Here is a 21,570-nt window from a genome sequence, read left to right as displayed (position 1 = left end):
CGGCGCTCACCTCAGTCTCCTTCGAATTGTGGACGCGTTTTGGCTGCGAACGCGCGATAAGCGCGCTCGAAATCGCGCGTCGCCATGCACAGTGCCTGCGCTTGCGCTTCCGCCTCGATGGCTTCGTCCACGCTCATGTTCCATTCCTGATGCAGCATGCGCTTCGTGACGCCGTGGGCAAACGTCGGGCCTGACGCCACATCATGGGCAAATCTAGTTGCGTGCGCAACGAGTTCATCGGGCTCGCTCAGGCGGTTGTAAAAGCCCCAAGCATGTGCCTCTTCGCCGCTTGCCGAGCGGCCGGTCAGCAGCAATTCCGTCGCTCGCCCTTGTCCGATGATGCGCGGGAGAATCGAGCATGCCCCCATGTCGCAGCCTGCAAGGCCGACGCGCGTAAACAGAAATGCCAGCTTGCTGCGTGTGGTGGCAAAGCGCACGTCGGCGGCCATCGCGAGGATCGCCCCCGCGCCGGCGCAGACGCCATCCACCGCTGCCACGATGGGCTGTGGGCAATGGCGCATCGCCTTGACGAGATCGCCCGTCATGCGCGTGAACATCAGCAACTCCGGCATCGGCAGACCGATCAGCGGACCGATGATGTCGTGCACATCGCCGCCCGAACAGAAATTGTCTCCCGCGCCATGCATGACGACCGCTTTCACATCGCTGGCATAAACGAGCTGACGAAAGAGGTCGCGTAGTTCGGCGTACGAATCAAATGTGAGCGGGTTTTTGCGCTCGGGACGATTCAAAACGATGGTAGCCACGCCGTCGTGAACGCTCCAGCCGACGTGCTGTGCAACGTAGCCTGAAAGCGTTGTGCGGTTACCGGCACGAAGACGCTCGGCCGAGGCGGAAGATGTTGGCATAGTCATAAGATGTTTCGTTCTCCTAACCAATCAATAGCGGCTCGTGCGGTGCTCAGCGCTCGACTGTATCGAGCAAATGTGCTTTTAGCTTGCCGAGCCGTTGATACATCTTCGATTTGTCGTCGAGTCCCAGTCCGCCGAGAAGCTCGACGACCCATTGCTCATGGGCACGCGCCATCTCGTTAAAGCGCGCACGCCCTGTCGGCGTCAGGCGAACGCTGAATGCACGGCGGTCGTTCGGGTCCGCATCGCGGGCGACGAGCCCTTCGTTTTCGAGTTGATCCGTAATGCCTGTCACATTGCCGCCCGTCACCATCAGGCGCTTCGAGATCTCGTTCATCTTGAGTCCCTTCGGATGGCGTTCGAGTTGTGCCATCAAATCGAAACGCGGCAGCGTCGTGTCGAACTGAGTGCGCAAGCGACGGCGCAATTCCGTTTGCACGAGATTGGCAGTCGTCAGGAGTCTTAACCAAAGGCGCAGGCTCATATGGCGTTGTGCACCGGTGCGCAGTTCCATATCGACCACGTTGCCCGCTTGCACTTGCGCATGAGATTCAGCGTTTGCGCGCGCACGCGGCGCGCCGGTTTTCCGGGGTATTGGACGAGCGGGGCGTGTCACATCACTTCTCCACCGGAGATCGAAATCGATTGGCCCGTCATCGCGGCCGCATCGGCGCTGACCAGCCAGAGGACCGCGCGCGCCACTTCGTCCGGCGCGATGAAACGTTGCTGAGGATTGGCGCGCAGCAACGCCGCGCGAGCAGCTTCCTGGCTGCGTCCGGTTTTGGTGACGATCTGATCGAGCGAGTGATGCAACAGTTCCGTTTCCGTGTAGCCGGGACAGACCGCATTGACGGTGACGCCCTGCGTGGCCACTTCCAACGCCAGCGAGCGTGTAAGGCCGATTACGCCGTGCTTGGCCGCGCAATATGCCGCGACGTACGGATAGCCTTTTTGGCCCGCTGTGCTGGCGATATTGACGATGCGCCCGTGGGCGCGCGTCAGCATCGAGGGCAGGGCGGCTTGCGTGCAGAGAAAGACACCTGTGAGATTAACATCGAGCATCTGTTGCCAAAGCGATAAGCTGGTCGCAGCGAATGGCGCGGCCTGTGCCTGGCCAGCGTTGTTGACAAGAATATCGACTGGCCCCATGGCTTGCGAGGCCGCGGCAAACGCGTGAGCGACGGAGTCCGCTTCGCTGACGTCCATGGCGACGCAGCCCACATCGTCAAAAGCCGTAAGACGTTCGCGCTGCGCCGCGAGCTTGCGGCCGTCGCGGCCCATCAATGTCACGCGCGCGCCCGCTTGCGCAAGTGCGGCGGCGATGGCCGCACCGATGCCGCTGCCGCCGCCTGTGACCACCGCATGCTGGCCATCGAGTGTCGTCGCACTCATAGCTTCTCCCGATCCCGCGATAGTTGAATGCGTTCGCGCTCGAGATTGCGTTCGAGCTGCGTTTTCGCCGCTGCGTATTGCCTGGGCCACCTGACATCGAAATAGCCGATCTTGGCTGCTTCGGTGAGCGTCCACGCCGGATTCACAAGATGCGGCCGCGCGATCGCGCAAAGATCGGCGCGCCCGGCGGCAATGATGCTATTGACGTGGTCAGCCTCGGAAATTGCACCGACGGCAATTGTCGCGATGCCCGCTTCGTTGCGGATGCGATCGGAAAAAGGTGTTTGAAACATGCGCCCGTAGACGGGCTTTTCCAATTTGCTGACTTGGCCCGACGACACATCGATGATGTCTGCGCCTGCGGCCTTGAAGGCACGGGCGACGGCTACTGCGTCGTCGGGCGTGGTGCCGCCGTCCACCCAATCGTGCGCCGAGATGCGAACCGAGATGGGTTTGTCGTTTGGCCAAACGCGTCGAATGGCGGCGAAGACTTCGAGCGGATAACGCAGCCGGTTGTCGAGCGAGCCGCCGTACTCATCGGTGCGTCGGTTCGTCAGCGGCGAGATGAAGCTCGAGAGGAGGTAGCCATGTGCGCAGTGAAGTTCGAGCCAGTCGAACCCTGCTTCATTTGCCATGCGGGCCGCGCATACGAACTGTTGTTCGATATCGCGCAGCTCTTCGCGGCTTGCTTCGCGCGACCATTGGCTAACGCCAGCAAGGTACTGCTGCGGCGAGGCCGAGACGAGCGGCCAGTTGCCGTCCGCAAGCGGCAGATCGATACCTTCCCAACTGACACGCGTCGACGCTTTGGCGCCGGCGTGGCCGAGTTGCATGCCGATCTTCGCGGCGCTCGCGTCATGCACGAATTCGACGATGCGTTGCCAGGCCTTGCGGTGCTCACGCGTATACATGCCAGGGCAGCCGGGCGTGATGCGGGCTTCCGGCGAGACGCAAGTCATTTCCGTCATGACGAGCGCCGCACCACCCATCGCGCGTGCGCCGAGATGCGCGAGGTGATAGTCGCCGACGGTGCCGTCTTTGGCCGAATACTGCGCCATGGGTGAAACAATCACGCGGTTTTGCAATTTGACGCCGCGGACTTGGTAAGGCGTGAACATCGGCGGAATCGATCGCGCGGTGCGTTGCGTGCTGTTCGCGTTTACGTTTGCCGTCGCGTTCACGCTGCCACGCGTGGCGAGCCAGTTTTCGAATGACGCAACATAGGCCGGGTCACGGGCACGCAGGTTCTCGTGCGAGATACGCTGCGAACGCGTGAGCAACGAATAAGCGAACTGCTCGGGTTCGAACGACGCATAACGATCGACATGCTCGAACCATTCCGTCGAATTACGCGCCGCGTTTTGCAGCCGCAGCACGTCGACGCTGCGCGCGGACTGGTATTGCGCGAGCGCCGCTTGCAAATCGCCGGAATGCGCGTCGATTCTGTTGGCGAGTTCGATGGCGTCTTCCAGCGCGAGCTTCGTCCCGGAGCCGATCGAAAAATGCGCCGTATGCGCGGCGTCTCCTATCAGCACCACGGGCGTGGGGACGCCATTGCGCGTCTTTGTATGCACCCATTCGCGATTGATGACGCGAGCAAAGCGCAGCCATTGCGATGCGCCTTGTCGATGCGCCGAGTTGGACATCAACGCATGACCATCGAGGTACTTGGCGAAGAGCCGCTCGCAGAAGGCGATGCCTTGCTCCTTGTTCATTTCGTTGAGGCCTGCCGCACGCCAGACGTGCTCCGGTGTTTCGACGATGAACGTGGAGGTGTCGTCATCGAATCGATAGGCATGCGCTTGAAACCAGCCCCATTCGGTTTGTTCGAAGGCAAACGTGAAAGCGTCAAAGCGTTTGTGCGTACCTAGCCAGACAAAGCGGCAATCGCGCAGGTCGATGTCGGGTTGGAACGTTGAGGCGTATTTGCTGCGGATGATGCTGTTCGCACCGTCGGCCGCGACGATCAGGTCGGCATCGTAATCGTCGTCGTCGGTGACGGTCGTTTGGAATACGAGCTTGACGCCGAGTGCTTCGCAGCGTGCTTGCAAGATGTTGAGTAGGCGCTTGCGACCGATTCCGCAAAACCCGTGGCCGGAGGAGCGGACGGTACGGCCGCGGAAATGGATGTCGATGTCGTCCCAATGGCTGAAGGCATCGAGGATCATCGCGGCGCTTGCCGGGTCGGCTGCGCGGAGATTGTCGAGCGTTTGATCGGAGAAAACGACGCCCCAGCCGAAGGTGTCGTAAGGGCGATTGTGCTCGACGATGCGGACATCGAATGCGGGATTGCGTAATTTCATTAGGAGACCGAAGTAAAGGCCGGCCGGCCCCCCTCCGATGCATACGATGCGCATGCTTGCTCCTTACGTGGCGATGGAGAAAATTTAGATTGGAATAGTTTAGATGTCAAGTAAATGTCGAGGTATAAAATCCGCCAAGGGGTCGGATCATCAGGCGCCTACGATCAGGTAGTTTCGGGGGCGTGCCGTTCGCGTGGCTGCGCTGTATTTCGGACGCTGGCCCGTTCGGAGTAGACGAGCGAGGTACAGTCAGGACATCGGACATCTCGTATTAGAGGGCGGCATGAGCGGCGGCGATATTGGTAATGTTGGCAATTTTTCTACGAACGGAAATGGTATCGGATCCGGTGCCGGTGACATACCGGATCCGCAAACTGAGATTTCGCCACGCGCATCAACTCAGCCAAAAGCTAGCGGTCCTTTGGAGTGCTTTACTTTCGTTTGCGGACAACGCCCATCTGATGTCGTTATCGCAACGCGCTTTTCTGCGACGGACGTTAATGTTGCGGATGACGCCTCGTCCAAAAAAATCGCTCGCGCGATTGCCAATGCTGATACTGAACAGTTGATGAAACTCATTGGTTCGCCAGGCGTTGCCGGCGACACCATATGGTCGATTCCCAAGCAGAAGCTGCCGGAATTGCTTGCCATGGCGGCAGATCGGGTTGCCGCAATGGATGTGCATGAGTCCGATGAGCAATCTGCACTGTGGCATGCCGTCTTTCGCGCGGCCAACACTCTGAGCCCCGTCGAGTTTTTCACAGTCATGCCAGCGTTAGCGAACGCCACTCATAACAGCAAAGGTTCGAGCCGCGTCGATCAATATAGAAAACTGTGTGAACGTGCTGGGCTTAAATCAAAAGCTGCAAACGCTGATCTGAAAAAGTGTGCCGATGCATACGTAGAAATGGCGAGAATGGGACGTAAGCCCGACACCGAAGAGCAAACCGAGATCGATTCAGCTTGGATACACGCGCTCACGGCGCTGCCAGTGGAGCATTGGGCTGTTCCAATTCATGCGCAGTTGCGCGCACAAGAGCACGAGCCTGACCGAGTAGTCGAGACAATCGAAAATACCTTGGCGAATTTGTACAAAGTTCATGCTGAATGTAAAAGGCGGAGTTCGAGGCCACCAAGCACGGACCCGCTGTTTGCGGTCCTTGCGTTGCATCTGATATCGGGCGCGTCGGTGGATGACCCGGTACGAACATCTACAAGAATCACGAATACACTGAGACGCCTGATGGTGACCGCAGATTCTGAATGCGTGCGCTTTGTTGAAGGACAAATTAGGCTTTATCTGACATTTGCTAACTTGCCCTTAGCGCAGCCGGACGGCATGAGGCAGACGAGCCCGGCTCCACCGAGTGAAAGAGATACGTCAGAGTTGGCGAAGTCGTTTCGAGCGCACTTTAACCATGTGAGTTTACTTTTTCCACCAGAAGTGCAGCTTGATGAGAAAAGCAGAAAGATCGATATGTTACTGTCTATGCGTTCCGAGAATAAGGTAACCCTCAAGGCATGGATGCCATTACTCGCGGTGGTGGGTGAGGTCATGGTGGCCACCCCATCATTGCGAACCCCAGAACGGATTAGAGAATTGAACCGCGCTTGCGAGGGGCTCGGAAAATCATCAACAGCAGAACTGTTTAATTCCTGGTTTGGGACTCGCGATTGAATAGCGGCTATTTTATGACCGCCGACAAGGGGCATTGTCGGTGTTTGCAGCTTTCTATTTGAGATTCATGAAGAAACCGAAAATCGAGCGCCGTGGCGCCGGCCCAGTGCTTGACAAGGCGTGACGACACCACGAATGATAGTTACGACGTTGACCACGGCCTTTAGGGCGAGCCAGGCCGAACGTAATCGGTAACTCACCGACGTTCTTGCGATCTCAGGCGATCTGATGCAAGGGCGAGCGCGGCGGGTTGTCGGCGAAGAGCGATTTCCACATCCTCGGCGTGAGTTCATGCACGCGCGAAGCCGGATGCTGACCTACGCGCTGTAGCACGTCGACCAAGTAATCGTAGGGATCGATGTCGTGCACCTTGCACGTCACCAACAGACTTTGCGCGATGCCGGTCTTCTTCGCATACCAGGCGTACGCACTGTAGCCGTCCGTATGCAACACGCCCCCGGCCACGGCCGCTGGCCCGAGCAGTTGTTCGACGTGTTCCTGCCGCCGGCTCGGCTGGTAATGGAAGCAAATCTCCTCGTGTTCGCCCATCACGGGCCAGAAGTACGCCGAGTTCATCTTGCCCGGGCCTTCTCGCCCTGCCTTGAGCGGCGTCTCGTCCATGCGCTTGACGCGTGAGACGAGGACCGACTGCCACTGCGCATCGTGGAGCGGCTCGATCAATGCAATCGCCGCTTGCGCGATCTGCGTGAGCCACTGCCGCGACACGCGGATACCACACTGGGCCAGCCGCTGATGTTGACGGTACAACGGCAAGTGGTACACGAGCTTGTCCACCAGCAGGCCGGCGATGAACGACACATCGGCACGACTGCCTTCGATCACGCCTACCGGCGCTGCCGGACACGACAGGGCCTGCGTATCGCGCCGCTTGATTACCGGGCGCACGTACTTGAGCACCACATAGCTGCCCGGACGTTGGGCGAGCCGATGGCTGACGCGCTCGCCGATCACTTCGTAGTCCTCGGGAGCAAGTCCCGCGGCCTCGGGGTTCGCCACCGCGATCACTTCGACCGGCACCTTGCCCTCGTCGAAGAACAGCGTAGATTCGTCGGCATCGGCCCGCTTGGGCTTGGTGCTGCGCTCGTGGCCCGCTACGCGTGTCTTCTTGCCTGGGGCAGGCGCATCGGGTGCCGCATCGAAAGCTTCGCCCAGCGTGCCCTGTGCCGCATCGGGCTGAACGATGCGACGCTCGCTCTTGCGGCCGAACAGCTGGCGCTGGAACCACGCGACTTGCGCACGCAATTGCGCGTTCTCGCTGAGCACCGCTTCGCATCGCGCCGACAATGCCGCCACTTGCGCGGTCAGCGCAGCGAGGGTTTCGTCGGTGGCGGCAGTCGATGTCATGGCCGCCATCATAGAGAAAGACATGCCTCATGGCGAGAGCCTCACCGGCAATTGCGGCTGTGGATGCCGGTAACGATGCCTTTGCCGCACGACCTCGATCCCCTCGAGCAAGAGCTTCAATTGCGTGAGGTCGATCTCACGCGTGACGACCCGCTTCCAGTCGGCCAGAAAACGGCCTTGTTCAAGCCGCTTGGCCCACACGCGATTGATGAACGCGAACAAATGGCCCGCCAGCGGATCGGCCCGCATGCCGTGGCGCGCAATCGCGTACAGGCCATCGAACGAGCGTCGCATGTCGACCGGCGCACCGTACAGGAACACACGCACCTGTTGTTCCGGGAAGCACATCAGCCCCTCGCGATCGTCAGAACGATGCCGCCGGGCAAATCAAGGCGGATCGTCAGATTGGCCGCGCCTGTCGGGGCGGCCGATTCGATGCGCGTGCCACTGGCCGCGATCGCGCCCAGATCGACAAACGCCGCTGATTCAGCGCCCCCGCCGCATGGCACTGCCGGTCGCTGCAAGCGCTGTCGCCAATGGTAGAAGCTGCACGTCGACACCGACTCCTCATGGCAAAACGTCTTCACCGTCTGGCCGCTCTGCGCAAAGCGCGACAGCCTCTGACGCCACGACGATTCCACTTCCGCTCTTGTCGATGCCGTCATCGCGCGCCCCTCCTGGGCGAATTCAATGACGACATTGTGCGACTGCCTTCACGCGAGTTCTATAACGCCTATGGCTTACCGCTTACACATTGGCTAACTCGCCTGGTCTGAACGCATTGACTCAGTCTAGGCGATCAATGCGTTTTCAAACGCCCTCGGCCATCTTCAGCCGCTCATTTCGGCACGCAGGTGGTCATTCAGGCGGCTGCTCTACTCAAACAACGGACCTTCATGTTCGTATCGTGTTGGACGGAGGGTGTCAGCTATTGCAGCCTTTGGTCTACGAACATGCCAACGGCCGGGACGGGTTCTTTGGGCCGACGTCAGTAGAAAAATTGGAAGAACTCGGCACCCCCCGCTTTGACGATCGCGGAAGGGCGGTGCACGCCCCCGTTCCGGACAACGAGACATCAAGCATGAAAGCCCCAAAGCCGTCCTTCTGGCTGAGACTTGACGCGAAGGCTCATGAACTCCGATAGCGCCAATACGCATAACGAGGTGGTAAGCACGCCACGCAACTCCGCGTTCGGCGGTGGTAAGGGCCCGTCGTCGCGCGGTGGCACCAGTAGATATGCCGCACCGCGCCACCCGCGCAGCAGCCCGAGATCAAGCAACTGGTTGGCGAGAATTTCGGCACATCTTTCGTCGCGGAGCAGTGTGGCCATCATCAAGCGATGCGCACATTCGAAGGCATCGGTCGCAAGCGGCCTTGCGCGCAACCATGTCTGTGCGTTCGAGTACTCCGCGTCAGGCAAGCCGGCACCAAGCGCACTGAGCAAGCGCAGCGTCCAGGCTATCCCGTAGGTCGGTGTCGACCACCAGAACGTCTGTACCGGCCATCGCGCCCTGAGCCGGCGCCCGATGCGCTGCGCAAGTGGTCGCGAGGCGGCACAGTGCAGCAGCGCGAGGCCGACATTGGCTGCGACATCGTCATGCGAGTCTGTCCACGAGCCGTAACCGTCGTCGACGAAGGTGTGTACGCCGCCGCCCGCGTCGACAAAGCGGTTGAGCCACGGCAGTGGATCGATGCTGACGTGGCACGCCGCGAGAAACCGCAACGCCCAAGCCGTGCTGTCGGCGTCGGCGCCGCCGGCACGGTTGTAACCCCAACCGTCGTCAGGGCGACACATTCGGCCCACCGCCGTGGCGGCACGCATGCAGGACCAACGAACGCGCCGTCGCCGCGGGAGCGCGGCCGGCATCAGGTCGGGCCGGACGGATGCGGAATCTTCGGCGGTCGTGCCGTCCGAGCGCAGCAGGCACCAACCCACCCACGCGGTGGTCCACGCCTCGGCGGCGCCGGGATGCAGTGCGAACTCGCGCCACAGGCCGTCTTTGTCCTGCTGGTCTAGCAGCGCATCAATACCGCCAGCGATAGCGGCTCGCACGGCCCGGTCGAAGGGTAGCGTCATGGCGAGTCCATCTCGTCCCTAGTTAGGCTCAGGCAAAGCTTGCGCGCCGCGGCGCGCATGGTCCCGTGGCTTGCGGCCACGGCTCACCAATCATCAGGCGAGGTGATGCCGAAGCACACGCCGCAAGGGTAGGGAGTGTGGTGGTCCAAAGTGCCGAAGCCTACGAACTGACCGTTCCAGGACGCTGGCGCCGAGCCGCCTGGACAGAAGTACACGTCCTTGCACCAGAGCACGAGGCCCGTACAGAAAGTGTCGGTGCCGAGGGGACGACATTGCTTGGGCGAGTCCCAAGGGCCCGCCAGCGCGACGGCGGGGTCGGATTGTGGTATCGCGGTGAAACCGGGAAGCATGGTGCTCGCTCCTTCGAAGTGGTTGAGGACGGAAATGCCGTGGCGTTGTTGGTCGGAAGGCTGAATCTCAGGCGGGCGTTGCGAGCGTGGTCGAAGGTCAGTAGTGCGGGCCCCGCCGCATCGCACGCAGGTGGCGCTGCGAGGCCAGCGTCGGCAGGCCGGGCAGTCGCGCGTAGGACGGCTCACAGGCGAAATAGAGCCGCCAGCCCACGAACCCGCCGGTGCCATATTGCGCGCCGACGTAGCTTGCACTGTCCGCGCGCAGCCCGTAGGCCACTGCTTGTAGTGCGGCCACGCGCGCTGCTGATACCCCTTTACCCGCCACGAAACTCAGGGCGGCAGCCAGTGGCACGTTGGCCGGGTCGAACTTGAGGGCGCCTGCAGTGCCGCCGTTGCCGCGGCCATCCCCGCTGTCCAGACCGACGACACCCAACGGGCCGGGCCGATACAGCGGCCGCAGGTCGGCCTCTATCGAGCGTGAGAGGTCGGGCGCGAAGCCGCAGGCCGACAGCAGTGCGGCCAGCCGCTCGCCCCACGCGGTGCCAACATGCTGCTCGCTCTTAAAGTACAGCGCTGCGTGCAGCGATCCGTCGTGGCTGACCCGCAGCGCGATGCCGCGCGGACCCGGCACCCCCAGTGCAGCGGCCACTCCCGAGGGCGCTGGGCCGAGCCACGCAAAGGGCCGCGCATGCGCGAGCGCGCCAAAGAACGCTGCATCGTCTGGCTCCGCGGGAAACCGACAGTAGAGTGTGACCGCATTGGCGTCGGGGCCCTCCCAATCTAGCCGTAGCAACAACGCGTCGGGTCGCACTGCCTTAACGAAACGTCGCACTGACCAGGACCAATCGCCGGCGAAGCGCAGTGCGACAGCCAGTTCCGCGACCTCAGCGAGCACACCCTCGCCGCACAGCGGGATCATCGTCGTCACCCGATCGGGCAACTCGCTGAAGCTGTACTCGACTTGGCGTGCCAGCGCGCTGCGGAACAGGTGGTGAAACGTGAGCGCGGCTGTCGACGGCGACACAGGGTCGGGCCTGTGTTCGTTCGCTGTACTCGGAGTGATGACAAGGCGCATGGGTGGAGTGATCATCGCGCGCGACAGGTCGCGGTGCGGTTACGCGCTTAGCGTAACCGCCGTTTCGACAAACGGGGCGAAGCCCAATGGCGTGCCCGACGGGTGCGCGCCAACGACGAAGGGCCACTCCTCCGTTACATCGACCGTGCAGTAAAGCCGTTCGGGTACTCCGGTCGTGCGATCTAGGAAGGTCAACACCAACACGACGTGGCGGCGGCCTCCCGCCGTGGGCGCCATCCGCGTCTCGACATGGTCGAGCACGTGGTCTCGCCGCTCGGCCGCCGCAAGGAACAGACCGGGGTGTTGCACGAGCAGGTAGTTGAGCGCGCGATGACCGTCGGCGCTGCCCAGATTGTCGGGTGTGGCGCAGAGCTCTCGAAACAGCGTCTTCGCCACCGTATCGAAATGCGTCGCCTCGATCTTGCGCGATTTGAGCGCCGCTTGCGCAATCCCGGCAAGGCGCTGCCCCCACTCGTCGAGTGAAAAGTCGTAGAGCTGGTCGGCCGTCACGCTTGTCAGCAGTAGGCCGCCGTAGGCCGGCGCGGCCGCGAACCCACCGGTGCGGCCGATCAGCGTACAGTAGTGGTCCTTGTCATCGGCGTGGGTCAACGCGGCGAAGAGCGACTCTTTCAAGTGGCCGCCGGCCGGGCTGAGTGCGTACACCGCCGTGCCGTCGACCACAAACAGATAGCCCATGCGCAGCGCAAGATGCGGGTTCTTCTCGAGCACAGCGCGGATTCGCGCCGTGCGTGATGGCTCCTGCAGGTCAGTCAACGCGCGTTCGCGCTGCTGGTACTCGCGTTCGATACCCAGCGACGGAAAACGCACGTCGAGCCGGCCAATCGCATAGACAAACTGCTCGACAGGGACGCTGCTAACGCGCGCGGCACACTCGGGACATGGCGCGGACAGGGCCGATGGCTCGAGCGAACCTGGCTCAACCGGTGGCTGCAGTGGCATGGAAGCATCAAGCGATGGGGGCTGCATGTTGCGTCTCCCTTGGGACGGACAGCATTGACGAAGAAGCGAAGAGCGCGCCGGCATCAAGCCGGCGCCTCGGCGGCGGGAACAGGCCGGCGATGGTGTCAGACACGCTGCGTTCGGGCCCGAGCATGCCCGCGAGGGCGAGCACGCCGGCTGCCATCGCGGCGGCAAAGCTGGTGCCCGAGCGCACCGATACGGTGCCTCCGGCCACCGCGCCCGGGATGTCTTCACCGGGGGCGAAGACCGTGCGCGCACCGAGTCCAGCCGCGACAGAAAACCCCGACGGCCCGCCATGCGACGCCAGCGACGCGACGACGAGCGCCTCGGGCCATGTGCAGGGTGTCTCGGTCCATGTCCCAGGCCGGTTGCCGGCCGGCAGCACGACGATCGCGCCGGCCGCGCGCGCGACGGCGATCGCGTCGCGCAGGTGGCGCCAGGAGGGCGACTCTGGATAGCGGATCTCGACACCGAAGACGATCGTGCGGCAACGCGCGCGCAGTGCCTGGCGTACCGCCACGGCGAGCGCTGCGGCCACCTCGGGCAACGGCATCGAACCGGTAAGCATGGGCGTGCTGACGGCCGCACAATTGACGAGTGTCGCGCCGCGGCACAGGCCGAGCACGGTAGCAGCTCTATCGGCGCGGCGCGCCTCTTCAGCTCCGACTAGGATCGATGCGCAGAAGGTCGCGTGCTTGGCCGCCGGGTCGCCAGCAGAGTCGACGACAGCGGCCGCTGCCGATGACGTCGGCAGTAAGGCGCCGAGGCACTCGATGCGGGTGCCGCGCAGCGCCGGGTGCGACGCGTCGACCGCGCCGTCGACGAGCGCGAGGCGTGCGGTCCGCACGCTGACGGTGTCGATGGCGCGCGGATTGAGCCCGACTTGGCGCAGCGCGAAGCTGCGCGCACTGTCGAGCATCGCGTTACAAACCGTATCGCTCATCGGTGCGGGCGTGGGGGAATCGATCGAGTGCATGGCCGTGCGCTCAGCCGCCCGCGATGACGTTGCAGTCGGTCGCGAATGGGTATTGAACCTGATTAGAGTTTTCCTTCGCGCCCAGTGTACCGGGCGCTGGGGGCACGAGCGGGTACAGCAGGAAGTAGTTGACCGAAGCCGCGTCCGAGCCGTCGGCGTTGCCGGTCGTCACAAGGATGCCCATCGGCACGTTGACTGTTACGTCCTGTCCGGCGGCGATCGCGACTGGTCCGGGTCCGCCCAAGTTCTGTTCAGACGGCTCATTGACCTGCAACGTGGTCGAGTCGAAGGACCAATTCTTGTTGGTCTTCGTGTTGTCGATGTGCAAGACGCGAAAGATAATGATCGCCCGCGAGGGCGGGACATTGATGACGCCATTGCCAGTCTGCGCGCGTGTGCACGCGCCCAGTTGCTTGTAATGGATAACCGCGATGGGGTCGATTGGAGTTGTGCATGCGCTGAGCGTGACGCAGGCAGTCACCAAAGCAGTTCGGAGCGATATCGGCACGTCATCCTCCCTCACGGATCCACAACGGCCAGGGTGCCGCAGCCGTGCTTTAGTACTTGGTGAAGCGCGTGCATAGCCGCAAGTCCCCAGGTGATGGCTTACTTCGCGGCTAGTCCAGAGAATCTTTTGCGTTACGAACAGCGCTTGCAACTATAAATATGGAATTCGATGGTCGCCCTGATCCCGGCACTCGTCGCGTAGTTGACCGAAAAGGCCGATAATACGACCACTCTGTCTGGCCCGGCGAACGATTGCCTTCTGACTGCGATGGATGGTCAAAAAGGGGGAATGTGGATAAATGCGTTGCTTGACAACATGATTATTTCGCATCTCTACATGTCTATAATGGCCAGCAAACCAGTGGCGTTAATACGTGCTTCCAGTCCGCCAGTGAGTTGCCACTTTTTGCCCGACAGAACTCAGATCAACTCTAGGAATTTCTAAGACGCCTTTCAAGGGAAAGGTCATAAAAAAGCGTGCCCATTGGAGCACTTCGTTAATCCTGTTGAGGAAGGCATTTCGTTGTCGACGTCGCTACCGCGCGTTGTACTGTCTGCAACATCGGTGCCGGATGGCCGAACGCGGAGCAGGTTTGATATCGGACGGCGCAGCAGGCAAGAAGTTTAATGACGCGCAAACAGCGGCGGTTTTAGCGGCGCAAACGTGTGTCACGTTAGTTAATGTGGCGATAGAATGCACCGATGACTACATATGTCGCTCTCTTGCGAGCCGTGAACGTCGGCGGCACAGGCAAACTCCCTATGTCCGAGTTGCGGGCGATGTGCGAGTCCATCGGCTTTGCCAAGGTGCGCACGTATATCGCAAGCGGCAACGTCGTCTTCGAAAGCAAGCTCTCGGAAACTTCGGTGAAGACCGGGCTGGCGCGTTGTCTGGAGTCATACGCCGGCATTCAGATAGGCGTTATGATCCGAACCGGTGCGGAACTGGCCGCGGTTCTCGCGGGAAATCCTTTCCGTTCATCTGCACCGAATCGAACGGTCGCTATATTCCTCGATGCGCCGCCACCGACTGACACCCTGGCCGGCGTGAGCGGCCAACAGACGGAAGAGATCGCGCTCGGAAAGCGTGAGATCTACGTGCACTATGGAAATGGAATGGCGCACTCGAAACTGAAGATCCTGGCCGCCAAGTCCGGAACCGCCCGCAATATGAACACGGTGGCAAAGCTCGCCGAATGGGCTGCAGCGTAGACCGATCTTCCTCTGGCGTCTTCGCGTGGCCATCATGCGTCATTCGTACGAGCTGTAGTGGCTATCACCGCGATGATCTCGGCGAGTGACACCTGCCATTCTCGCTATAAACTCTCGAAGTTCGATGTAGGCTAGCTCGACGCGTCCTTGACCTTTTCAGCCAGCACGGGATGGTTCAGCACAAATGCGCGCAGCAGCGGATTACGGGTATCCGTCACATCGTCCTTCGCCCATTTGATGAGCACGTCGACGGTTTCCGTTCGGTCCAGTCTCCTTTGCGAATGAATCGGCGGCTCATGATGCAAGCCCCTCGACAGAAGGTAGGCGAGCGTTGCACGCCTGCTCGACCTCATCTGGCCACACGGGTTCGCGACAGGTCAGTTGCGCAAGGTAATGAACCGTCGCTTGGATAAGGCTTGGGAGCGCGGTGATAGCAAGCAGCAACCACAGCAGCGGATGCCCGGAATTAAGGATGTCCGGTACGTCCTCAAACTGCATTCTGAGGGAGTTCCGGAAGGAAACCTCGCTCGACAGCAACTTTGCTACCGGGGGTACGGACGACGGACCTTCTTCCATGAAACGCCGGTAGTATTCGAAGTCTCGATACAGTTCTTCCATCGTCTGCTGGCCAGCCGGGCTGCTCTCGTCGAATGCGAGCACCACCCGCTTTCCGATAGAGAACGTGTCTACAACCAGTCCCTTGTCGTTCAGGACGAGGCAACGGACGACACGCGGTGCAGTTCTACCGAGGCCGGCTTTTGGTTTGCGCTCAACGTACAAGAAGGCATTGTCCCACGGAACGGATATAACACCGCGTGGACCATTGTTGCGAAAAGCATACATCGTGCGGTCCGCCCGGCTAAATCGCACTGGCTTCCGCGTGTAATTAAAGCAGTCTCTCGTCAACGCCCAAACCCCGACAGCGCTCAGGCCAAACATTACGAGTAAGAAGAAGCTCAATATACTGTAGATAAGTCCCAACTCTCCTCGCTGCTCATAGATTGGCGGCATGTGGGTCATCATCCACACAATGACAGCGGTGGCTCCCAGAGAGCCAAGGCCCGGCAACAGGAATGCTATGACGCCCCATCCCTTTTCTGAGTAATTGCCATCGCAGATCTCGAGGCAGCTTTCATTCGCCAAAAATACGGTATTGCAGTCCTTAGGCGAGTCAGACCACGACTTGTCGGTCGTTAGACGTGACGCCAATTCTTCGCCGCTTACTGGCCTATTAAGGCGATACCAGGAAAACCCGTCAAATGCCATCTTGCATCCTCGTTACGAAATCATGGCAACAAATGCCTTCCGGTCTTCGTCTAGCGTAGGAAATCTGTCGCCCGAATTTTTCAAACCAAAATAGCACCTCTCAAGCCATTCGTAGACTTCCCGCCCCTTAAAGTAATTTATCAGTGCGCCAATCAAAGCCGCGAGAAGCAGTAACGGCAGGGCGACAACAGCGGCAGCTGATGCAGAGAAAAATACGGTCACATAGGCAAGCGTAAACCCGACGGCAGTCGACGCCAAATCCAGGGCCACCATTGTCGCGTTGCCTTCCTTCCAATCCCCCGACGCATGATAGACATCGATAGCTGCTGACACGAGCCCAACCACCGCTCCGCCATACTTTCCGGCAAGCTCCAAGCGATGAGCCCAGCGTAGCCAACCGGCGGACAGCTTCACGCCTCCATTCTCCAGCCCCTTGATTGTCGCCCCGCCATACTGCGCGACGCTTGCGGTAAGCCCAGCGACCGCATTGTCGAACTTGATGGCATTCTCCGTCGCGTTAAACCGGTTTGACTTCTTCAGCTCTTCCCGCGCCAACCGCAGATTGATAGCATTAAAAATCGCCCCGATGCCCGCAAATGCCGGCTCACCTCTGGCCATCAGCCGAAACTTCGGCATGTAGATATTTTCAACGACATCCGGCGTCAGCATCGACGCGGCCATTTGCTTGGACACGCTAGGCGTGCCCTTGGCGCTGGACAGGTGGGCAACTTCCTGTTCAGCGCTTTGAACGGGCACGAATTGCTTGACCTTCACCTCCCAATCTTTGTCGCCCGCAGGCGCCGCCTTCTCGCGCAGCTTCGTTTGCAAATCCCGCACATCGATTTGTTGCCGTCCCGGCATCATCTCTTGCATCTGCCGCGCGATGTAGTTCACCCACTGATCGGGCGAGCCCCATAGTGCTTTGAACTCGAACAGCTTTTTCGTCCGCATGCACATCGCCGCGTAGATTATCTTGGCGGCGGCTGTATCCACGCCGGCGCTCACGGCTTCGACAATCGGGCCGCCCGCCTGTTGCAGAAGACGAGCGACCGAGCCGGCGAGCGCGCCTGGGAGGCGAGGGTCCGCCTGTTTCGCAACGTCCTCTATCTGGCTGTAGGACTCGATGAGCTTGGCGATAAACTCTCGCATCTCGATGTACGGATAGCTCGACGCTTGCTTGACCTTCTCGGCCAGAACGGGATGGTTCAGCACGAGCGCGCGCAGCAGCGGATTACGCGTATCCGTCACATCGCTTTTCGCCCATTTGACCAGCACATCGACCGTTTCCTTGCGGTCCGCCGCACCTTCGATGCAGCCCGTGAACGTGTTCGTGTAGTTGACGCCGCTGCGGCAGTTGCCCTGTTCGTAGTCGAATTGAAAGACGTTCAGCAACGCAGGACTCGTCAACCAGGCCTGGTGGTCCTGCGATAGCGGTACAAGCGTGCTTGCCTGCTCGTGCTTCAGCGCCTCGGCCATTTGCTCTTTGAAATCGACGATGGCCTGCCGCCGATAATGCGTCGTGTAGGGCTTCCACGCTTCGGGGCCTGCGCTGACAAGGTCCGCTTGCTTCATTGCCTCGATGCTCTTGAGCTGCTTTTCGAGCAGCTTGCCGCCGTCGAATATCGCACTGGCTCCCAGCCCCTGGTACGTGTTTGCCTCCATCAACCGGGCACCACTTTCCACGTCCTCCTTCGCCGACGTAATAACAGCTTCGTGCAGCGCATCGATGGCGCTCGTGGCCCAGATACCGTGTTCGTATGGCTCGAGCGTGGCCCCGAACGCCAGTCGCTGCTCGAAGTTCAGCTCCTGCGTGATGCCGACCGGGTCCCACAGCGCGAAGATGAGCCCCTTGTCAGGCGTAATGGAATCCATTGCCTGCTTCAGCGCGGGCCCTTGCCCGGAGCGATTGTGATACGTGAAGCAAGCGCTTAACCAAGCCTCGGGCGGGCCGCCTTTGTATTCGCTCAGCAGCTCCGCGACGTGTGTCGCGGTCTCCGTATGGGGCTGCTGCGTGCTGCCGTTAAACCACCCGGCCGCGTCGAATGGCTGCATTCGCTTATCGCGACAGCCCATGAAATTGGTCGCGTATAGGTCGCGCACCTTTTTGGTCCAGCGTTCCTCGCTGAAAGCCAAGTAGACTACGCCCGCCCTTTGCGCATCCTCGATGGTGATGCACTGCGCCAACTGCGCGTGTTCGGGCTGATGACAACTAAACGGCCGCTCGAAGCCACGGTCAATGTTCAGGTCAACCGGAAACTCGTACAGGTATCCCTCGGCGGTCACGGCATAGGCCTGCCATCGTCCGGTCTTCGGATAGAACACATACACGTAACCGTAGCGCAGCGTACGCAACGTGTACTTGGCCTTCTTGAGCGCAATACTCGTTACGCCTTCGCCGAACGTACTGCCCATCAGCCTCATCGCACCGGATGAACCGTGCGCCTTCGTATCGGCGAAGGCTGAGTACCGGACAGGAAGAATCGGCAGCCCTTTTTTCTGGCACATGGAGCAACTGCCTGACTCGCGCGTCGACGCCTGCATTGCCGCTATCGTCAGTTGCCTGATATTCGAGAAGTCGAAGTCGTATGCCATATTCTTGTCTCGTTCAAATCATTGGTATTGGATGCTCTCGCGCGCAATGGCTTCCCAATCGCCCTGCGTCCAACGCGCGGCCGTCTCGGCATAAGGGTGCGTCTCGGAAGCCTGCAACACGGCCCGCACGCGCGGGTGACGGTCAAAATAGGGAGAGACAACGGTGCCGTGAAGCGCAAAAGCGAGCAGGTCCGAACCTGAAAGGCCGCATGCCTCGCCCTTCGCCAGTTGCGCGTCAATCAGAGGCGGCATGTCGGGCTTGATTGCAGATCCATTGCTGCGTAAAGCATTGAGCACGCGCTCGATGACCTCAATGCGGGTGAGTTGCTTGTACTGTTTGTTCGTCAGTGTGCGCCGGGAGACCGGTAGAGATCAAGGGGTGAAAGTCCCCGACATTGCAAGAACTAGCGATTCACGATGTCCCCGAGTCATGCGTGGTCAGCCGCGAGGCGGGCTGCGAAGCGTTGACAGGGGTGCTGATAGGCCAGCCATCGAGCCACGAAATGGATACATTCCCGAGTGCTGACGTACTACTGTATGCGGAAGGCAATACCGCGGGGCGCGCCATCGCAAGCGCCATGCGGACTCGGCGCGGTCTTAGACCCTGGCATGTCAGTACGATCTCTATGCGGGAACCGGGAGATCTCCTATTTGGCCGCGGACGGAGGTGTCGTCGAGCGGTCCGCATCGGGAAGGTGAGGAGCCAAAGCCGATGACGAACGAATGGGAGAAGTCGGACTCGCCCATAGTAGCGAAGAAGCTGGCGAACAAATCCGGGCAACCAGACGCGGAGCCGGCGGAGCGAAGGGGCGGGGCCAAGGGGAACACGGGCTGGTCGCGCATGCGCCGGACGCAGAGCCGGATAAGCGTGTCCCAGAGGCTGGACCGTGTGCGACAAGCCGCAAGGCAAAGGAAGAAGGAGAGGTTCACGGCGTTGTTCCACCTGATCGACTTCGACCTACTGGCGACGGCGTTCTTCTGGCTGAAACGGAAGGCGGCAGCCGGGGTTGATGGCGTGACGTGGCACGACTATGAGCTAGATCTGGATCGAAATCTCGAAGACCTGCATGGCCGACTCCACCGGCAGGCTTATCGGGCGCTGCCCAGTCGCAGGCGGTACATACCGAAAGCGGATGGAAAACAGCGACCGCTGGGCATTGCCGCACTGGAAGACAAAATCGTCCAGCGCGCGCTGGTGGCGGTCCTCAATGCGATCTACGAGACGGACTTCCTGGGCTTCTCATACGGTTTTCGTCCGCGACGCAGCCAGCACGATGCGTTGGATGCACTCGCAACGGGAATCGCTCGCACGAGCGTGAGCTGGATACTGGACGCCGACATCAGCAGGTTCTTCGATACGGTCAACCACGACTGGCTGACCCGATTCGTTGAGCACCGCATAGGCGACCAGCGCGTGATTCGACTGATCCGCAAATGGCTGAAGGCGGGAGCGATGGAAGACGGGGTGATCGAGCCCACCGACGAGGGGACACCGCAAGGGTCTGTCATCTCGCCGCTGCTGGCGAATATCTACCTGCACTACGTCTTCGACCTCTGGGCAAATCAATGGCGTAAGCGCCATGCCGAGGGTAACGTCGTGATCGTCCGATACGCCGACGACGTCGTGATTGGTTTCGATAAACCACATGATGCGAAGCGGTTCAGGCGGGCCATGCAACAGCGACTGGAGCAGTTTGGGCTGTCGGTGCACCCGGAGAAAACCCGGCTGATCGAGTTCGGGCGCTTTGCGGCCCGCAACCGAGCCGGCCGAGGGCTGGGCAAACCCGAGACGTTCAACTTCCTCGGATTCACCCACATCAGCGGCCGTGCTAGAGACGGCAGGTTCATGCTCATGCGCAAAACGCGGAGCGACCGACTCCGCACGGCGCTGAAGGGGATCAAGGATGAGTTGCGGCACAGATGGCACCAGTCGATTCCCGAGCAAGGGGACTGGTTACGCCGCGTGGTCCAAGGGTACTTCAACTACCACGCGGTGCCGACCAACTTCGCTGCGCTGCGGGCCTTGCGCGCACGCGTGATTGACCTCTGGAGGTTGGCGCTACGGCGCCGCAGTCAGAAGGACGACACCACGTGGGCGAAGATGCAACGGCTTGCGAAGCAGTGGATACCCAAGGCTCGCATCCTTCACCCCTGGCCGGTCGTGCGGTTTGACGCCAACTACCCGAGGCAGGAGCCCGGTGCGCGAATCGCGCACGCCGGGATCTGTGCGGGGGGTGTCCAGTAATGGACATTCCTACCGCGACAAGAATTCGTCGTTCGGGCTTTTGGCGCCTTGCACGGTCACCCAGCCCGCGTTCCGGTCCAGATAAGTCCACCGAGCCGCAGGCCCCATCAGCGCGCCCAATTGTTCGGGTTTGAGTATCCATTGCAGATGCGCAAACACACGTGGGTCGTAGAAACGGAAGATTGCAGTCCCTTCGGTTGGCTTCGGTAACACCAAGCGCTCAGCAAGATGCTGCTGCAGCCGATGGCTGGCTTTGTCACATTCGAGGATCGCGCATAGAACAGGCGGGGCGCCGGACATTCGGTCTTGCTCGGCGCGTTCGCGCAACGCCGGCAATTGCTCGCTGGGATGCTCGGCGCAATACAGCATCGGCGCCGCGCCCGCCAATTCGGACTGTGCTTCGGGAACCAGTTCGCCCACCGTGTAGACCGACGGCTCACTTGGCAACTCGAGCTTGCCATTGAGGGGCTCGACGATAACGTAGTGAATCATGTGCGACCGATACGAGACTCGCCGACAACTCGCTGCGGTAAGCGCACCTGCGCTCCCAAAGGAGACTCCAGTATTAGCGCTGTGTTTACCTGCTCGATGCCCGAAGCGATTGCGAGCGTATCAGCGAGCCTACCCATATCGATTACCCCTCTTTCAATCGCATCGGCGAATTAAAAGAGCGGCATCA

19 protein-coding genes are annotated in these 21,570 nt (G+C 60.8%); 3 read left to right on the top strand and 16 right to left on the bottom strand.

Annotation, left to right across the window (positions count from 1 at the left end; translation table 11 throughout):
• Nucleotides 1-11: 11 nt before the first annotated feature.
• From ACSQ20_RS23485 to ACSQ20_RS23470, 4 genes are all read right to left on the bottom strand, one after another.
• Nucleotides 12-869, bottom strand: coding sequence for an enoyl-CoA hydratase family protein (locus tag ACSQ20_RS23485; RefSeq protein ID WP_436025849.1), 858 nt, complete (start codon nucleotides 867-869; stop codon nucleotides 12-14).
• A gap of 52 nt (nucleotides 870-921) precedes the next feature.
• Nucleotides 922-1,410 carry a MarR family winged helix-turn-helix transcriptional regulator gene (locus ACSQ20_RS23480; protein ID WP_436025847.1) on the bottom strand — a complete coding sequence of 163 codons (489 nt, stop codon included), beginning with the start codon at nucleotides 1,408-1,410 and terminating at the stop codon, nucleotides 922-924.
• Between the two features lie 74 nt (nucleotides 1,411-1,484).
• Nucleotides 1,485-2,264 (bottom strand): SDR family NAD(P)-dependent oxidoreductase, encoded by a 780-nt coding sequence (locus tag ACSQ20_RS23475; RefSeq protein ID WP_436024714.1) that lies wholly within the window; start codon nucleotides 2,262-2,264, stop codon nucleotides 1,485-1,487.
• The gene (locus ACSQ20_RS23470; protein ID WP_436024712.1) at nucleotides 2,261-4,621 is read right to left on the bottom strand and encodes a bifunctional salicylyl-CoA 5-hydroxylase/oxidoreductase; all 2,361 of its coding nucleotides are present in this window, start codon (nucleotides 4,619-4,621) and stop codon (nucleotides 2,261-2,263) included. Before ACSQ20_RS23470 ends, ACSQ20_RS23475 begins: the two co-directional genes overlap by 4 nt.
• A 229-nt stretch (nucleotides 4,622-4,850) precedes the next feature.
• Here ACSQ20_RS23470 and ACSQ20_RS23465 point away from each other — a divergent pair, with 229 nt between their 5' ends.
• On the top strand, nucleotides 4,851-6,245 hold the full coding sequence (locus ACSQ20_RS23465; protein WP_436024710.1) for a hypothetical protein: 1,395 nt from the start codon (nucleotides 4,851-4,853) through the stop codon (nucleotides 6,243-6,245).
• A 216-nt stretch (nucleotides 6,246-6,461) separates the two neighbouring features.
• Here ACSQ20_RS23465 and ACSQ20_RS23460 read toward each other — a convergent pair whose 3' ends face one another.
• The 8 genes from ACSQ20_RS23460 to ACSQ20_RS23425 form a co-directional block, all read right to left on the bottom strand.
• Nucleotides 6,462-7,619 carry an IS66 family transposase gene (locus ACSQ20_RS23460; protein WP_436025845.1) on the bottom strand — a complete coding sequence of 386 codons (1,158 nt, stop codon included), beginning with the start codon at nucleotides 7,617-7,619 and terminating at the stop codon, nucleotides 6,462-6,464.
• A gap of 18 nt (nucleotides 7,620-7,637) precedes the next feature.
• Nucleotides 7,638-7,958: an IS66 family insertion sequence element accessory protein TnpB gene (gene tnpB, locus ACSQ20_RS23455; protein ID WP_436024708.1), complete on the bottom strand. Its 321-nt coding sequence runs from the start codon at nucleotides 7,956-7,958 to the stop codon at nucleotides 7,638-7,640.
• A complete protein-coding gene (tnpA, locus tag ACSQ20_RS23450) occupies nucleotides 7,958-8,275 on the bottom strand; it encodes an IS66 family insertion sequence element accessory protein TnpA (RefSeq protein WP_436024706.1) in 318 nt (105 codons plus the stop codon). Before tnpA ends, tnpB begins: the two co-directional genes overlap by 1 nt.
• A gap of 410 nt (nucleotides 8,276-8,685) precedes the next feature.
• On the bottom strand, nucleotides 8,686-9,687 hold the full coding sequence (locus ACSQ20_RS23445; RefSeq protein WP_436024705.1) for a hypothetical protein: 1,002 nt from the start codon (nucleotides 9,685-9,687) through the stop codon (nucleotides 8,686-8,688).
• 447 nt (nucleotides 9,688-10,134) lie between these two features.
• Entirely contained in the window at nucleotides 10,135-11,061 is a 927-nt protein-coding gene (locus tag ACSQ20_RS23440; protein WP_436024703.1) for a hypothetical protein, read from the bottom strand.
• A gap of 90 nt (nucleotides 11,062-11,151) precedes the next feature.
• Nucleotides 11,152-12,099: a hypothetical protein gene (locus ACSQ20_RS23435; protein WP_436024701.1), complete on the bottom strand. Its 948-nt coding sequence runs from the start codon at nucleotides 12,097-12,099 to the stop codon at nucleotides 11,152-11,154.
• Nucleotides 12,080-13,069: a S8 family serine peptidase gene (locus ACSQ20_RS23430; RefSeq protein ID WP_436024699.1), complete on the bottom strand. Its 990-nt coding sequence runs from the start codon at nucleotides 13,067-13,069 to the stop codon at nucleotides 12,080-12,082. Before ACSQ20_RS23430 ends, ACSQ20_RS23435 begins: the two co-directional genes overlap by 20 nt.
• 10 nt (nucleotides 13,070-13,079) lie before the next feature.
• A complete protein-coding gene (locus ACSQ20_RS23425) occupies nucleotides 13,080-13,577 on the bottom strand; it encodes a hypothetical protein (RefSeq protein ID WP_436024697.1) in 498 nt (165 codons plus the stop codon).
• A 701-nt stretch (nucleotides 13,578-14,278) separates the two neighbouring features.
• Here ACSQ20_RS23425 and ACSQ20_RS23420 point away from each other — a divergent pair.
• Nucleotides 14,279-14,788, top strand: coding sequence for a DUF1697 domain-containing protein (locus ACSQ20_RS23420; protein ID WP_436024695.1), 510 nt, complete (start codon nucleotides 14,279-14,281; stop codon nucleotides 14,786-14,788).
• Between the two features lie 294 nt (nucleotides 14,789-15,082).
• Here ACSQ20_RS23420 and ACSQ20_RS23415 read toward each other — a convergent pair whose 3' ends face one another.
• The 3 genes from ACSQ20_RS23415 to ACSQ20_RS23405 are packed head-to-tail and all read right to left on the bottom strand — an operon-like array spanning nucleotide 15,083 to nucleotide 18,898.
• Nucleotides 15,083-16,054 carry a DUF6708 domain-containing protein gene (locus ACSQ20_RS23415; protein ID WP_436024693.1) on the bottom strand — a complete coding sequence of 324 codons (972 nt, stop codon included), beginning with the start codon at nucleotides 16,052-16,054 and terminating at the stop codon, nucleotides 15,083-15,085.
• Nucleotides 16,055-16,066: 12 nt separating this feature from the next.
• Nucleotides 16,067-18,646 carry a T6SS effector BTH_I2691 family protein gene (locus tag ACSQ20_RS23410; RefSeq protein WP_436024691.1) on the bottom strand — a complete coding sequence of 860 codons (2,580 nt, stop codon included), beginning with the start codon at nucleotides 18,644-18,646 and terminating at the stop codon, nucleotides 16,067-16,069.
• An 18-nt stretch (nucleotides 18,647-18,664) separates the two neighbouring features.
• Entirely contained in the window at nucleotides 18,665-18,898 is a 234-nt protein-coding gene (locus tag ACSQ20_RS23405) for a hypothetical protein (protein ID WP_436024689.1), read from the bottom strand.
• A gap of 460 nt (nucleotides 18,899-19,358) precedes the next feature.
• On the opposite strand from ACSQ20_RS23405, the gene ltrA reads away from it, so the two are divergent.
• Entirely contained in the window at nucleotides 19,359-20,891 is a 1,533-nt protein-coding gene (ltrA, locus tag ACSQ20_RS23400) for a group II intron reverse transcriptase/maturase (RefSeq protein WP_436018321.1), read from the top strand.
• Nucleotides 20,892-20,900: 9 nt separating this feature from the next.
• On the opposite strand, the gene ACSQ20_RS23395 is transcribed toward ltrA, so the two are convergent.
• Nucleotides 20,901-21,383: a DUF4123 domain-containing protein gene (locus ACSQ20_RS23395; protein ID WP_436024687.1), complete on the bottom strand. Its 483-nt coding sequence runs from the start codon at nucleotides 21,381-21,383 to the stop codon at nucleotides 20,901-20,903.
• Nucleotides 21,384-21,570 lie beyond the last annotated feature (187 nt).

This window comes from Trinickia sp. LjRoot230, from assembly GCF_964253315.1.
Classification (GTDB): domain Bacteria; phylum Pseudomonadota; class Gammaproteobacteria; order Burkholderiales; family Burkholderiaceae; genus Trinickia.
This window is presented reverse-complemented; position numbering and strand designations above follow the sequence as displayed.